Genomic DNA, 15,091 nt, shown 5'->3' on the forward strand with positions numbered 1-15,091 from the left:
CGGGTCACCGCCGAACGTGATGAAATTCTTTTGGCCCGGTACGCCCATCTCACGTCCCGCAAACCCGCGACAGGTTGGTGAGGCCGTCGCGCTGCTTAGCTTGCCGGGGTTCTTCCGGGCGGCGTGCCCGGCGGAACAGTCGGGGAACGGGCGGCGAGATGGATGAGACCCTGCTGCCGGACGCAGTCGCGATCTCGGCGAAAGAGCAGGCACAGTGGTTGCTGCATCAGTTGCAACCCGGGCGCGGCGTCTGCAACGTCGGTATCGCCGTCCGGGTCGAACGGGTGCTGCGCTGGTGGCCGTTGCAGCAGGCGCTGAACCACCTGGTGCGGCGCCACCCGGCCCTGCGGGCGGTGCTCTCCTTCGACGGGCCGTTGCCGCGCAAGCGGTTCCTCGCGTCCACGGTGGAGTTCCCGCTCACCACCGACGGGGCCGCCGAGGAGAGCCTGACCGGCCTGCTGACCGACCGGGTGATCGAGCCGTTCGACCTCGGCGACGGGGGCCTGCTCGTCCGCGCCCATCTGGTGCTGTTGCCGAAGGCGAGCGTGGTCCTCCTGGTCAGTCACCATCTGGTGATCGACTTCATCTCGGCGGGCATCCTGACGAACGAGCTGCCGCGGCTGTACGACTCCTATGCCGTGGATGGTGAAGCGCAGCCGGAGCTGGCGGGCACCGGGCAGATCCACCTGGAGCCACCGGCCGACCAGAACGTCATCGACTACTGGATCAAACATCTGGACGGCGTCGACCCGGGCAGCATGGCGCTGCCCAACGCACATCCCATCACGGGGCGGCCGACGTTCGCCGGCGCGCGGGTCGTACTGGACCTCTCGGCCGGCGCCGTCGACGCGGTCGCCCGCCTGCAGGCGCAGACGAAGGTCACTCAGAACCTCATCCTGCTGGCCGCGTTCTACCTGTTGCTGGCCCGGCACGGCGCCGGCCCGGCGGTCGTGGTGGGCATCCCGGTGACCGGGCGCCGGCGGCTGCGCGGTGACGTCGTCGGGTTCCACACCAAGACGCTGCCGGTACGGGTCGACGTCACCGATGACATTCGCGTCGATGAGCTGGTGCAGCGCACCTGCTGGGCGTTCCTGGAGGGACTGGAGCACGACGACGCCTCGTTCGAGGACATCCAGACCGTCCTGGCGAGCCGTTCGGCCGACTGGCGAGTGCCGCTGTTCCGGCACGGGTTCAACTATCGGCCCCACAAAGAGGACAACCTCGAGATGGCCGAGGTGCCGATCCGGGTGTACGAGGTGCACAACGCCATGAGCCGCCTCGACATGGAGTGGATCTTCTACGGGGCGCCGGACGAGGTCGAGCTGGCCGTCGTCTACAGCACCGAGGTACACGACGAGAACTTCGTCCGCCAGCTGATCGAGCGGTATGAGGCGATCCTCCACGAGATGGCCGCACGCCTGGACGGGACGCTCGGCGAGATAATCGGGTGGAGTGAAAGCGACCACGCAGCCGACCGGCGACTGAGCGCGCCCGTGCGATCGGCGACACCGCCGACCGTTGCCGCCTCCGTGGCCGCGTGGGCGGCCCGGCACCCGGACGCGCCCGCGGTGCGCCACCAGGGCCACACCACCACCTACTGCGAGCTGACGAGCAGGGCATCCGCACTGGCCGACCGATTGCGCGCGGCCGGACTCCGGCCGGGCGAACCGGTCGCCCTGTTCGCCGGGCGCGGCCCGAACCTGCTGGCGGCGGCGCTGGGCGCGTGGGCCGCGGGCGGCGTCTACCTGCCGCTCGACCCGGAGCACCCGGCGGCCCGGCTCGCCGACCAGGTGGCCGACGCGGGCGTGCGGTTCATCCTCGCCGGGCCACCCCCGCCGGACGAGATGGCCGCCGGCCGGCACGTTCTCGACATCGCCGGGGCCGGCGAGGCCGGGGCGCCATCGGACGACAGCAACGGAGATCCCGACGGCGCCGCCTACCTGATCTACACCTCGGGTTCGAGCGGCCGGCCCAAAGGCGTCGTCGTCAGCCACGCCAACCTCGCTAACCTGATCAGCGACTTCGCCGAGCGGCTGACGTTCACCGACGCCGACCGGATGCTCTGGCTCACCACGTTCTCCTTCGACATCTCCGCCCTCGAGGTATTCCTGCCGCTGACCATGGGCGGGACGGTGGTGATCGCCGACGATCACGACCGGATCGACGCGTCACGGCTGCTCCAGCTGATCGGTGACGAGAACGTCGGTGTCGTCCAGGCCACCCCCACCACCTGGCGTCACGTCGCCGGGCGGCTCGCCGGGCAGCTCGCCGGGCGCCGGGTGCTCAGCGGGGGTGAGCCGCTGAGCGCCGCGCTCGCCGATCGTCTGCTGGCCGACGGTTGCCGGCTGTTCAACGTGTACGGGCCGACCGAGACCACGATCTGGTCGACCGCGGCGGAGCTGAGCCGGCCGGTGCCGGACCCGGTGCCTATCGGCGGTCCGATCGCCCGGACCCAGGTGCTGGTGTGCACGCCCGAGGGCCGCCCGGTCCCGCCCGGCGTGCCCGGTGAACTGTGGATCGGTGGCGCCGGCGTCGCGCTCGGGTACCACGACCGCCCGGAGGTCACCGAGGACCGGTTCCGTACCGTCCCGGGCCGGGGGCGCTTCTACCGCACCGGCGACCAGGTACGCCGGAGCGAGCCTGGCCTGATCTTCCTGGGCCGTGCAGATCGGCAGGTCAAGGTCCGTGGGCATCGGCTGGAGCTGGTCGAGATCGAGGGCGTCCTGGAGGCCCATCCCGGAGTGCACGCCGCCGCGGTCGTCACCGAACCGGACGACTCGGGCCACCTGCGGCTGGTCGCGGCCGTTCGCCGGGCCGGCGGCGAGCCGGTGGATGACGCCCAGCTGCGTGACCACGTGGGAAGCCTCCTGCCGGGCGCCGCCGTGCCGAGCCGGATCGTCTTCGTCGACGGGTTCCCGATGACCGGTAACGACAAGGTGGACCATCGCACCCTCGCCCGGATCCTCGCGCGCGACGGCTCGCCGGTCGAGCTGCCCGCCGACCCGGCCCTGGGCAGGCTCGTCATGTTGTGGCGCGAGGTGCTCGGCGACAACCGGCTCGGGCCCGATGCCAACTTCTTCCTCAGCGGCGGTCATTCGCTGCTCGCCGTCACCCTCGCCGACCGCCTCACCGCCCAGTTCGGCGGTGCGATCGGCTTCGACACGGTGTTCGACGCACCGTCGCCGCGCCTGTTCCAGGCCTGGTTGTCCACCCGGGAGGTGAGCCGGTGACCGATACCGGTGACTGGTACGTACCGCTCGTCCCCGACTCGCCGGCGCGGGTGATCGCGTTCCCGCACGCGGGAGCCGGATGCGCCCAGTTCTCCGACCTCGCAAAGCTGCTGGCGCCGGAGCACACGTTGTGGTCGGCCAACCTTCCCGGGCGGCAGGCCCGGCTGTCCGAACCGCCGGTGCGCGACCTCACACGGCTGGTCGACACCCTCACCGAACACCTGGTGCCGCACACCGACCGCCCGTACGTCCTGTTCGGCTACTGCGGCGGTGCCTTGATCGCCTTCCTGGTGGCCCGGGCCCTGCACGCGGGCGGGTCATCCCTGCCGTTGGCCCTGGTGACCGCCTCGCATCCGGCTCCGGACATCGCCCCGCGCCCGCACGGGGTCGCCACCCTGCCCGGGGCGCGCCTGTGGGACAGCCTGGCCGAGGCCGGCGGCGTGCCACCGGAGCTGGCCGCCGACGAGCGGATGCGCCGCATCGCCGAACCCGCCGTCCGGGCCGACTTCGCCATGCTGGCCGACTACCGCCACCAGCCGGCGCCTCCGCTGCCGATTCCGGTCTACGCCTGCCATGGCCGCGCGGATCAGGTCGCGCGTGGTGCCCTCCTCGGCTGGCGGCGGCAGAGCGAGTTCCCGGCCCGGCTGCGCGGCCTGCCCGGCGGTCACTGGCTGCTGGACTCGGCGGCCGCCGAACTCGCCGGGGTCGTGCGCGAGTCGTTCCTCGCCGGGGACAGCGGACCGCCCAGGATGCCGGCATGACGGCGCCCGCACCCGTACCGACCGTGATCACCCGACCCAGCGTCGGCGAGCAGGGTCTGTGGCTGCTGCACCAGCTCGTCCCCGAGCGGGGGGTCGCCAATGTCGCCCTGCATGTGGAGCCGGCCGTCGCGGTGCGCTGGTGGCCGCTGCGGGAGGCGTTCCAGTGGCTCGTCGACCGGCACCCGGCGCTGCGCACTGCGTACACCGAAGTGGACGGCGAACCGCTCAAGGTGCTCGCGGCGCCCGGTGCGGTCGAGGTCGACGTCGACGTCATGCACGCCACCGCCGAGGAGCGCGAGGCGGCGCTGACCGCCTACGCCGGACGGCCCTTCGACGTGCGGACGGCCCCGCTCGTGCGGGTCGGGCTGCAGGCCGTCGACGGCGCCCCCAGCCGGATCTGCCTCGTCGCCGCCCACCTGGCGGTCGACGCGGCGAGCGTGAAGCTGCTGCTCGCCGAACTGCGCGCCGGCTACGCCGCGATCTGCGACACCGGGGAACCGCCAGACCTGCCACCGCCGGCCACGGCCGTACCGCCGGACCCGCGCCCCGCGTCGCGGAGCTACTGGCTGGAACAGCTGGCCGGGTACCGGGCCGAGGCGATGCGCCTGGCGCCGGCCGCCGACTCGCCGGCCGCGGACACCTTCGCGGCCGACGAGATCGTGCGCCGTCTCGCCGAGCCGGTCGTCGACACCGTGTCAGCCCTGTGCCGGCGCTGCCGGGGCACCGAGGCGAGCGTGCTTCTTTCGGCGTACCTGCTGGCGTTGCGATCGCAGGGCGCCGACGCCGACGCCGTCGTGGGCGTCATGGTCAGCAATCGCACGCCCGGCACGGCCGCGGTCGGATATCACGTCTCGACCGTGCCGTTACGCGTACGCATCGATCCCGGCGCGGGGTTCGCCGACCTCGTCCGCACCACCGGCGCGGCCTTGCTGAACGCGGTCGAGCACGCCGATGTCTCCTTCGAGCAACTCGTCGAGGGCGAGCGGTCCGTCTCGGACCCGGCGTGGTGGCGGTCGGGACTGCTGCGGCAGACCTTCAACTACCGGCCGCCGGCCCCCGCGCCCACCGGTGCGGCCGAACCGGTGTGGGACGTGCACACGGGCTTGAGCCGGTTCGAGGTGGAACTGACCTTCGAGCGCGCCTTCGGTGGCCTGTTCGCGCGGCTGGCCTACAGCACCGAGGTGCATGACGAGTCGTTCGCGATGGCGCTGCTCGACCGGATCACGGCGGTGCTGCACCAAGCGGCCGGCGACGCCGCGCGGCCGGTCGGCGACCTCGACCTGCGGACCACCGCCGAACGCGAGCTCGCCGACCGCGTCAACCGCACTCGGACGCGTTGGCCGGGCCCGCAGTCGCTGCCGGAGCTGGTGCTGGCGTCCGCGCAGGCGACACCGGACGCTCCCGCACTTCGCGCGGGCGAGCGCAGCACGACGTACGCCGAGCTGGTCGATGCCGCCGGTGCCGTCGCCGCCGCCCTGCGCGACGCGGGTGTGCGGCCTGATGAGGTGGTAGCCGTGGGCAGCCCGCGGGGCACCGCGCTCGCCGCGGCGGTGCTGGGCACCTGGCTCGCCGGCGCCGTTTACCTGCCCCTGGACCCCGGACACCCGGCTGTGCGGCTCGTCCACCAGCTCGATGACGCCGGTTGCCGGGTGGTCCTGGACGGGCACCTGCTGCCACCGGACTGCCGGGCCGGCCGGACGGTGCTCGCCGTCGGCGACCTGAACCGGCCGGGTTCCTGGACGGGCGGCGCCACGGCGCCGGAATCGGGCGCGCCGGCCTATCTCATCTACACCTCGGGCTCCACCGGTGATCCGAAGGGCGTGCGGCTCACGCACGGCAACCTGGCCAATGTCGTACGCCATTTCATCGACCTTCTCGGCGCCGGCTCCGAAACCGCGATGCTGTGGCTGACCACCTTCGCCTTCGACATCTCGGCCTTGGAGCTGTTCCTGCCGCTGGCCTGCGGAGGAACGGTCGTGGTGGCCCCGGACGAGGTGCGCGCGTCGCCGGCGGCATTGCTGGAGCTGGTCGAACGGGCCGGGGTGAACCTGATCCAGGCGACCCCGACGACGTGGCGGATGCTGCTGCCCGAAGCGGGCGACCGACTGACCGGCCGGATCGCGCTCTGCGGTGGTGAGCCGATGTCCCCGGCTCTGGCCCGGCAGTTGCACGCGGCCACCGGCCGGGCGTTCAACGTCTACGGGCCGACCGAGACCACCATCTGGTCCACGGCCGCGCCGCTCGGCCCGGGGCAATCGGTGCGGACCACGGTCGGTTACCCGATCGCCAACACCGGTGTGCACGTACTCGACGCCCGGCTGCGCCCGGTGCCGCCGATGCTGGTGGGGGAGCTCTGCCTCGCCGGTGCGGGCGTCGCCGCCGGCTACCACGAACGTCCGGAGCTGACCGCCGACCGGTTCCGCACCGACGCCGCCATCGGACGCTTCTACCGCACCGGTGACCTCGCCCGTCAGCTGCCGGACGGGCAGATCGAACTGCTCGGCCGCCGGGACCGCCAGGTGAAGCTGCGCGGCCACCGCATTGAGCTGGGCGAGGTGGAGCACGCGCTCGCCGAGCACGACCGGGTGGCCGCAGTGAGCGTGGTGGCCAGTGGCGACCCGAGCGGGGCTGACGGCCATCTGGTGGCGTTCGTGGTGCCCACCACGGCTGCCGGGGCCACCGTCGCCCCGTCGGTGTGGGCCCTGGCCCGCGACCGGCTCCCGGCGTACTGCGTGCCCGGCCGGATCATCGAGGTCGCCGAACTGCCCCGGACACCGAACGGCAAGATCGACGTCGCGGCTCTGAGCCGTGCCGCCGAGAGCTCCCGAGCCGGCGCCGGGCCCGCTCCGGCCCTCGGCGCGGACGACGCCGACGCCGGGCCGGGCGAACAGGCCCTCGTACGGGCGTGGCAGGAGGTGCTGGGACTGCCCGGCGCCGCCGGCGACACGAACTTCTTCCTCGCCGGCGGCACCTCGCTGCTCGCTGTTCGGCTGGCGGCCGTTGCCGCGGACGCGCTCGCCGCGCCGGTGACCATGGGCATGATCTTCCGGGCGCCGACGCCGGCGGCGCTTGCCGCGCTGATCGCGGAGCTGTCATGACCGGCGGGTTGCTGGACGAGGCCGCCGCCCGGGCGGTCCTGGACGAGGTGATCGCGGCCGAGACCGGCTTGCGGTTGCCGCTCGACGCCAACTTCTTCGAGTCAGGGATCGACTCGGCCGCCCTGCTGCGGGTGCACGCCGTACTGGCCCGGCTGCCCGGCACCGATATCTCGGTCACCGATCTGTTCGGCTACCCGAACCGCCGAGCGCTGGCACGACGGCTCGCGGGCCCGCGCCGGGCCGGTCCCTCCGCACCACCGGCGGCGCCGGTCGTCACCGGATCGTCCCCGGAACGACGCCGGAGCCTGCGTGCGCAGATCCGCGCCGGCACCCAGTTGCGAGCCACGGAAGGTGGGCAACCCTGATGGACCGCCTCGAACCGATCGCCGTCGTCGGGCTGGCCTGCCGCTTCCCCGGCGCCGCCGACGCGGGACAGTTCTGGCACAACCTGGCGACCGGCGCCGAATCAGTCACCTTCTTCAGCGACGACGAGCTGCACGCCGCCGGCGTCCCGGCGAGTGAGCGCACCCACCCGGACTACGTGCCGGCCGCGCCGCTCATGCCGGGTGCCGACCGGTTCGACGCCGGCCTGTTCGGCATGTCCGCGCAGGAGGCGCGGCTGTGCGATCCCCAGTTCCGGGTCTTCCTGGAGATCTGCCATGCGGCGCTGGAGAACGCCGGTTACGACCCCTTCGCCACTCCGGACAGTGTCGGCGTGTTCGCCTCGGTCGGCCCGAACGGCTATCAGGAACACCAGCTCCGGCCACGCCCGGACGTCGTCGGGCCGTCCGGGATGCTCGCGAGCACGCTGAACCAGTCCGACTACGCCGCCACCCTGGTCGCCTACAAGCTGGGTCTGCGCGGACCGGCGATGACCGTGCTGACGGCGTGCTCGTCGACACTCGTCGGCATTCACCTCGCCGCACAGGCGCTGCGCACCGGCGAGTGCGACACCGCGCTCGCCGGCGGCTCGGCGGTCCGCGTGCCGATCGTCGCGGGCCACCGGTGGACCCCCGGCAGCATCCTCACCGACGACGGGCACTGCCGGCCGTTCGACGCGGCCGCCTCCGGAACGCTGTGGGGGAGTGGTGTGGCGACCGTCGTCCTCAAGCGGCTGGAAGACGCCGTCGCCGACGGCGACCGGATTCGCGCCGTGCTGCTGGGCAGCGCCGTCAACAACGACGGCGCCGACAAGGCCAGCTTCAGCGCGCCCGGCGTCAACGGGCAGATCGAGGCGGTCTGCGAAGCCATGGCCCTGGCCGGGGTGGGACCGGCGGAGGTCGACTACGTGGAGGCGCACGCCACCGGGACCGCGCTGGGCGACCCGGTGGAGATCGCCGCGCTCACCCGGGCGTACCAGCTTCTCGACCCGGCACCGCCGGCCCGGCGTACTGTGCTCGGCGCGGTCAAGTCCAACGTGGGTCACCTCGGGGCGGTCGCCGGCGTCGCCGGCTTCATCAAGACGATCCTGTCGCTGGAGGCCGAGGCGATCCCCGCCACCGTGCATCTGCGGGAGCCGAACCCGATGCTGGAGCTCGACGAGACCCGGTTCGAACTGGCCGACCGGCTGCGGCCGTGGCCGCGTGACGTAGACCGGCGGCGGGTCGCGGCGGTGACGTCGCTCGGCATCGGCGGCACCAACGCCCACGCGGTGCTCGCCGAGGGGCCGGTGCCCGCCCCCGCGGCCGAGGATCGCCGGCCCCGTCTGGTCGTCTGGTCGGCGCGGACCGACGACGCGGAGCGACGGCTGCGCACGGACCTCGCGGCCCACTTCGCCGCCCGCCCGGCGTCGTCCTTCGCCGACACGGTGGCCACACTGTCGTACGGGCGAACTCCGCACCCGGTCCGCGGTGCCGTGGTCGGTGACTCGGCCGCCACCGTCGCCACCGCGCTGACCCCCGGAACTCCGGTCATCGGCAGCGCTCGTGAGGACGCCCGCGTCGCCTACCTCTTTCCTGGCCAGGGCGTGGCGTACGCCCGGATGGCCACCGGCCTGTACGGCATCGTGCCGGACTTCACCGTCGCGATGGACGAGTGCGTGGAGCTGTTCGCCGACGCCGGCATTCCGCTCTACAAGCAGTGGACCGAGGGCGCCGACGAGGACGGCACCGATGATCCGCTGGTGCAGCAACCGCTGCTGTTCAGCGTCGGCTACTCGCTCGCGGCCATGTGGCGGGCGTGGACCGGGCCGCCCGCGGCGGTGCTCGGTCACAGTCTCGGCGAGCTGACCGCGGCCACCGTGGCGGGCCTGTGGACCCTGCCCGAGGCGGTGCGCCTGGTCGCCGCGCGGGCCGCCGCGATGACCGAACATCCGGTGGCCGGGGGCATGCTTGCGGTCGCGGCGACCCTCGAGGAGACCGAGCCCGCCCTGGCGGACGGTGCCGTGGTGGCGGCGGTCAACGGGCACCGGCAGATCGTGATCTCCGGCAGTGACGCCGCGCTGGCGGAGACCGCGGCCCGGCTGTCGGAGCGGAGCATCGCCCACCGCCGGACGGCGGTGCCGGCGCCGTTCCACCATCCCGGCTGGGGACCCGCCGCGACGGCGTGGGCCGGGGCTTTCTCCGAGATGAGCCCGGCGAGCCCGGCCGTCGCGTGGTACTCGGCGGCCACCGGTACCCGGATGGACGTTCTCCCGTCCGATCCCGCCGCGTTCTGGACCGGCCAGCTCGTGACCCCGGTCCGCTTCCACGACGCGCTCGGCGCTCTGCTCGACGACGCCGGGCCGGCCGCTCTGCTGGAGGCCGGGCCCGGCGGGGTGCTGACCGGGCTGGCCCGGATGCACCCGGCCGGGCCCACCGCGCTGGTGCGCAGCCTCGGCGACCGCCGCACCGACCACGCCGACGTGCTGAACGCCGCGGGCCAGTTGTGGGTGCTCGGCGTCCCGCTGGACTGGAACGCCGCCGGGCAGCCGTTGCCGCGGACTCGTGCCGAGCTGCCCGCCTATCCCTACGACCGCACCCGGTTCTGGGTGGACGCTCCCGCGGCGGGCCCGGCCGCCGCGACGCCGAGCCGGCCCGAGCCCTCGCCCGCCGCGGCTGCCGGACCGGTATCGGTCACGGCCTGGCGGGAGGAGGACGACGAGGCGGGGGGACCGGCTCCCGGCACCCGCGCCCTGATCCTGCTGCCGCCGGACACCGGCGACGCGCTCCGGGTGGTGGCCGCGGTGCGGCGGGCGGCGCTGCAGCCGATCCGGGTCGCCTTCGGCGACACCTACGCCGAGGAGAACCAGCAGTTCCGGGTACGGCCGGGCGATCCGGCGGACCTGCACCGTGTGGTGGCGGCGTTGGCCGAACGGGGCGAGGTGCCCGATGTGGTGGTCCACGCGTCGGCATACGGCCGGCCGGCGATGGCCGTGCCGCTCGCGGAACGGCTGGAGACCGGCGTTCTCAGCCTGCTCGCGCTCGCCCGGACCGTTCTCGGCTCGACCCACTGGGCCGGCTCGCCGCGAGTGGTGCTGCTGGCCGGCCACTCGGTGGACGTCACGGGCGGGGAGTTGGTGGACCCGGCCCGGGCCGCCCTGCACGGGATGTTCCGCACCCTCGCCGCCGAGTCACCGCACACCCACTGCACCGCGCTGGACGCCGATGACCGCGTACCCGTAGGTGACCTGGCCCGCGCCATCGCAGCGGGCGGCTCGGTGCCACTGGTCGCGTTGCGCGGTCGCCGCCGCTGGGCCGCGGCCGAGCGTGCTGTGCCGGTCGCCCCGGCGACCGGGCACAGCCTGCGCGAGGAAGGGGTCTATCTGATCACCGGCGGGGCCGGCGCGCTGGGACTGGCGGTGGCGCGAGGTCTGGCGGCCACCGGTCTGCGACCGCGGCTCGCCCTGCTCGGGCGGCGCGACCCGGACACCACCCCGGCCGCGGTCGAGGGCCTGGGTGCGCAGATCCGCGGATGGGCCTGCGACGTGACCGATCCTGCCGGCCTGGCGCGGGTGGTCGAGGAGATCACCGCCGGCTGGGGGCCGGTGAACGGGTTGTTCCATCTGGCCGGCGTCGCCGGGGATCGGATGCTCGCGTTCCGGGACCGTGCCGACGCGGCGGCGGTGCTGGCGCCGAAGACGCTGGGCACGGCGGCACTGGAGGAGGTCTTCGCCGGTCGGCCCGCCCTGGATTTCGCCGTCCTCTTCTCCAGCCGCGCGGCCGTCGAGGGACTGGTCGGCGGAGGCGACTACGCGGCCGCGAACGCCTATCTCGACGCGGCATCGCTCGTGTCCCCCTTGGCCAGGGGACGAGTGCTCAGCATCGCCTGGCCGGTGTGGCGCGGCGCGGGCATGGCCGATACCGGTGTGGACCTGGCCGGCCTCCACGATCGGGTCCGGGAGCTCGACGCCGCCCCGGCTCCCCGGACGGCGCCGGTGGCGCCGGGGCTGCCGGCCGGAGCAGAAGAGATGGTGTGGGAGCGGGTGCTCGGCGCCGCGAACGAGTGGGCGCTGGACGAGCACCGGGTGGGCCGGGTTCCGCTGCTGCCGGGGACCGCGTACCTCGACATGATCCTGCGGGCTTACCGGGAGACGACGGCCGGCGACGACGGCCCGGTACACCTGACCGACGTGGTGTTCCGGGCGCCCTTCCTGGACAGCGCTGATCGTCGTCTGCGGATCCGGTTTCGGCCGGCCCGCGACGGTCACGACGTGTCGATCGAGTCGCGGCCGGTGGCGTCCGAGGGATCGTGGACGGGGCACGTCAGCGCCCACGTCGCTGTGCCGGCCGCGGAACCGGCCGACGTCGTCGACCTGGGGGCACTGCGCCTGCGCTTCAGCGCGGCCGGAGAGCTGGAGTCGCCGAGCGGCCGCGGGAAGCTGTTCACGCTCGGCCCGCGCTGGCGCAACATCACCGCAGTGTCGGTCAGTGGTGACGAGAAGCTGCTCCGGGTGGAGTTGCCCGCGGCCTTCCGCGGTGACCTCGCCGAGCACCCGCTGCACCCGGCGTTGCTGGACACCGTCGCCGCGGCGGTACGCGGCACGGGTCAGGCGTCGTCCGTACCGTTCCACTACGAGTCGATCGAGGTGTACGCGCCTCTGCCCGCCACCTTCCACGCCCACGTGCGCCGGACCCCGGGAGCCGAACCCACCGCCATCACCGGCGACATCGATGTGATCGGGGACGACGGTGCTCTCCGGGTTCGGATACGGCGGTTCACCATGCTGATGGTGAGCGAGGAACAGTTGCGCTCCTCGGCGGCGGAGCCGGCCGCCCCCCGCGTTGCCCGGACTCCGGCGGCCGACTCCGAACGGCCCGACCCGGGTGGGTTGGAGCCGACCGCCGCGGTCGCCCTCCTGCTGGACATTCTGGACGCGGGCCTGACCGGACCGGTTTCCGTCGCTCCGGCGAAGACGAGCGGCCGGCGATCCACCGCCGTCACACCCGTCCCGGCGGCGCCGCGATCCCCGATGACCGCGGACACCGCTGCGCCCGAGCGGGACCGGGCCGCGACACCGGACCGGGCCGCGACACCGGACCGGGCCGCGACACCGGACCGGGCCGCGACACCGGACCGGGCCGCGACACCGGACCGGGCCACGTCGCTGCACACCCAGCTGCGTGACATCTGGCTGGAATCGCTTGGCGTCGTCGATCTGGTCGAGGACCAGGACTTCTTCGAGGCGGGCGGCAACTCGCTGACCGCGGTGGAGCTGGCGGCGCGGATTCGGGGCACGCTCGGCATCAAGTTGAGCATCGGGGTGCTGCTGGAGGCGCGGACCTTCGTCGAGTTGCTGGAGGTACTGACCCGGACCCAGCAGGAGCAGCGGTGAGCGACTCGGCCACGGCAGCGCCGGGCCGCGCCAACCCGCTGGTGACCGTTCAGCCGGGCACGGGGGAGTCCGCCCTGTACTGCTTCCATCCGCTCAGCGGCAGCGCGGCGGTCTACGGTCCTCTGGTCGCCCGGATCGGCCGGGACCAGCAGGCGTACGGCTTGCAGGCGGTGGGCCTTCTCGACGGTTGGTCGCCGGATCCGACGGTGACCGCGATGGCCCGGCGGTACGCGACGGCGATCCAGCCGCATGCGACGGCGCCCGCGGTTTTCCTCGGATACTCCCTCGGCGGAGTCCTGGCGGTCGAGACGGCCGGGCTGCTGGCGGACAGGCTCCGTGTGCCGCCACGGGTAGTGCTGATCGACTGCGACCCGCTCTACCTGCCCAGGGACGACAGCGGGCCCTGGCAGGTGCTGGTGCGACAGACCCTTGGCATCGATCTACCGGTGGCCGGCCTGGCCGCATTGCCGGTGGCGGATGCGCTGGCGGAGGTACGCGCGGCCGGTGCCCGGCAGGGCCGGATCCCGGCGCGGATGAGTCTTGACCGGCTCGCGGTCATGCTGAGGGTCTGCGAGGCGAACGAGACGGCGGCGGCGCGGCACGTCACCCTGCCCTATCCGGGCACCGTGCATGTGGTCCGGTCGGCGGGCGCCGAGCCCGGGGGTGACAGCTGGCACGCGTTCGCGGACCGGGCAGTCGTGACGGTCGTGCCGGTCGGACACCACGACATCATGGGTGCCGCCGGCGTGCCGGTCGTCGCTGACGTCGTCCGGGCGCTCCTGCCGGTTATCCGGCGGGCACGAGGTCGGTGATCGCCGCGAGCCGGTGCAGGGTGTCGGCGACCACGCCGCCCGGCAACCCGAAATCGATCAGGCAGGCGACCTCGTCGACGCCATTGGCGGCCAGCTCGCCGAGCCGGGCGGCCACCTCGGTGGGGCCGCCGACGAGGCCGCACTCGGAGGCGTATCGGTACGCCGCGTATCGCGCCAGGGCCCCCTTCTCGTCCTCGGTGAGCTCGTCGCCCTTGGCGGTGCGCAGCGCCCCGCGCTCTCCCAGCCCGAGGAACTGCTGTTGGTAGGCCAGCATCGGCTCCGCCACCGTCGCCATGGCGGTGGCCCGGTCCTCGGCCACGCACGTGTGCATCATCAGCGTCACCCAGGGCCGGTCACCGGCTCGGTACGGAACGAACGCCGCCCGGTACGCGAGGATGTTCGCGGCCACCGCGTCCGGCTTCTGCTGCAGGTAACCGGTCAGCACCCGGCAGCCGCGGCGTGCCGCCTCCAGGTAGGTCGCCGGTCCCGAGGTGGCGGTCAGCCACAGCGGCAGGGTGTTCAGGACCGGCGTCGGATAGGTCCGGACCGGGACGGCCTGCCCCTCGCTGTCGAACGTCACCTGCTCGCGTTCCCACAACGCACGCAGCACGTCCACGGTGGCGAAGGTCAGCTCGCGGCGCTCGTCGTAAGGACTACGGCTGAGCACGAAGTCGCCGACGTTCCATCCGGTCGCGAGGGACAGGCCGGCCCGTCCCTCGGAGAGTGCGTCGACCATCGCCCAGTCCTCGGCGATGCGTGCGGGGTGGTGCAGCGGCGCCACGACACTGCCGGCCCGCAGCGCGATCCGCTCGGTCCGGGTTGCCAGGGCGGACGCGAGCACGGCGGGGTTCGGGAAGAGGCCGCCGAACACGTGGAAGTGGCGTTCGGGCAACCACACCGCGCTGAAGCCGAGCCTTTCGGCGAGAAGAGTGGTCCGCAGCACGAAGTCGTAACGGCCGGTCGAGGCGTCGCCATCCACACTGGAGAAGAAGAAAACGCTCAGCTTTGGCGCGGTTCCCGGCATCGCGTCCGCCTCTCGTGCCGGCTGATCTCGTCTCCTTCGCACCCTAACAATGCGGCCGGACTTTTTGCTGGACGTCGCTGTCCCACGAATCCGGGACCGGGCGATTGCGCCGGGGATCGGTTAAGAAAGTGCGATGCCGCATCCACCACGGCGTCCAGGCACTGAACAGCGACCCCCGACCTCTACTGCCTAGTTATTGACCATCACCGATAACTGTGACAAGATCCGGTCGTCACCACGGTTCTGGCATATCACGAATTCGCCCTTCAGTCTCTTCAACGGCGGTGACCGATCGTGATTCTCTCGGGTTCAGAGATCGGTAACTAATCAGGTCAGCTGATTGCGGGGATCCATGGTCGGCCGGACGTGAGTTGGACGAGGGCGTCGTAGAGGTTGAGGCCGTGTTTGGTTGCG

At 73.0% G+C, this 15,091-nt stretch carries 7 protein-coding genes; 6 read left to right on the plus strand and 1 reads right to left on the minus strand.

Going from position 1 to position 15,091, the window contains the following annotated elements; translation table 11 throughout:
• The first annotated feature begins 158 nt into the window (after window positions 1-158).
• From AB0E90_RS47440 to AB0E90_RS47465, 6 genes are read left to right on the plus strand one after another with little or no spacing between them, the layout of a single operon-like run.
• A complete protein-coding gene (locus AB0E90_RS47440; protein WP_360419592.1) occupies window positions 159-3,230 on the plus strand; it encodes an amino acid adenylation domain-containing protein in 3,072 nt (1,023 codons plus the stop codon).
• Window positions 3,227-3,991: an alpha/beta fold hydrolase gene (locus AB0E90_RS47445; RefSeq protein WP_360419594.1), complete on the plus strand. Its 765-nt coding sequence runs from the start codon at window positions 3,227-3,229 to the stop codon at window positions 3,989-3,991. Before AB0E90_RS47440 ends, AB0E90_RS47445 begins: the two co-directional genes overlap by 4 nt.
• Window positions 3,988-7,089: an amino acid adenylation domain-containing protein gene (locus AB0E90_RS47450; protein ID WP_360419596.1), complete on the plus strand. Its 3,102-nt coding sequence runs from the start codon at window positions 3,988-3,990 to the stop codon at window positions 7,087-7,089. The genes AB0E90_RS47445 and AB0E90_RS47450 overlap by 4 nt, the downstream gene beginning before the upstream one ends.
• Window positions 7,086-7,454, plus strand: a complete 369-nt coding sequence (locus tag AB0E90_RS47455) for an acyl carrier protein (protein ID WP_360419598.1) — start codon at window positions 7,086-7,088, stop codon at window positions 7,452-7,454. The genes AB0E90_RS47450 and AB0E90_RS47455 overlap by 4 nt, the downstream gene beginning before the upstream one ends.
• Window positions 7,454-12,841 carry an SDR family oxidoreductase gene (locus AB0E90_RS47460; protein ID WP_360419600.1) on the plus strand — a complete coding sequence of 1,796 codons (5,388 nt, stop codon included), beginning with the start codon at window positions 7,454-7,456 and terminating at the stop codon, window positions 12,839-12,841. Before AB0E90_RS47455 ends, AB0E90_RS47460 begins: the two co-directional genes overlap by 1 nt.
• Window positions 12,838-13,653, plus strand: a complete 816-nt coding sequence (locus tag AB0E90_RS47465; protein WP_360419602.1) for a thioesterase domain-containing protein — start codon at window positions 12,838-12,840, stop codon at window positions 13,651-13,653. The genes AB0E90_RS47460 and AB0E90_RS47465 overlap by 4 nt, the downstream gene beginning before the upstream one ends.
• Here the strand turns inward: AB0E90_RS47465 and AB0E90_RS47470 are convergent.
• Window positions 13,628-14,677, minus strand: a complete 1,050-nt coding sequence (locus tag AB0E90_RS47470; RefSeq protein WP_360419604.1) for a MupA/Atu3671 family FMN-dependent luciferase-like monooxygenase — start codon at window positions 14,675-14,677, stop codon at window positions 13,628-13,630. The two genes, AB0E90_RS47465 and AB0E90_RS47470, sit on opposite strands and share 26 nt — an antisense overlap.
• Window positions 14,678-15,091: the final 414 nt, after the last annotated feature.

It is taken from the genome of Actinoplanes sp. NPDC026619, from assembly GCF_040638295.1.
Classification (GTDB): domain Bacteria; phylum Actinomycetota; class Actinomycetes; order Mycobacteriales; family Micromonosporaceae; genus Actinoplanes.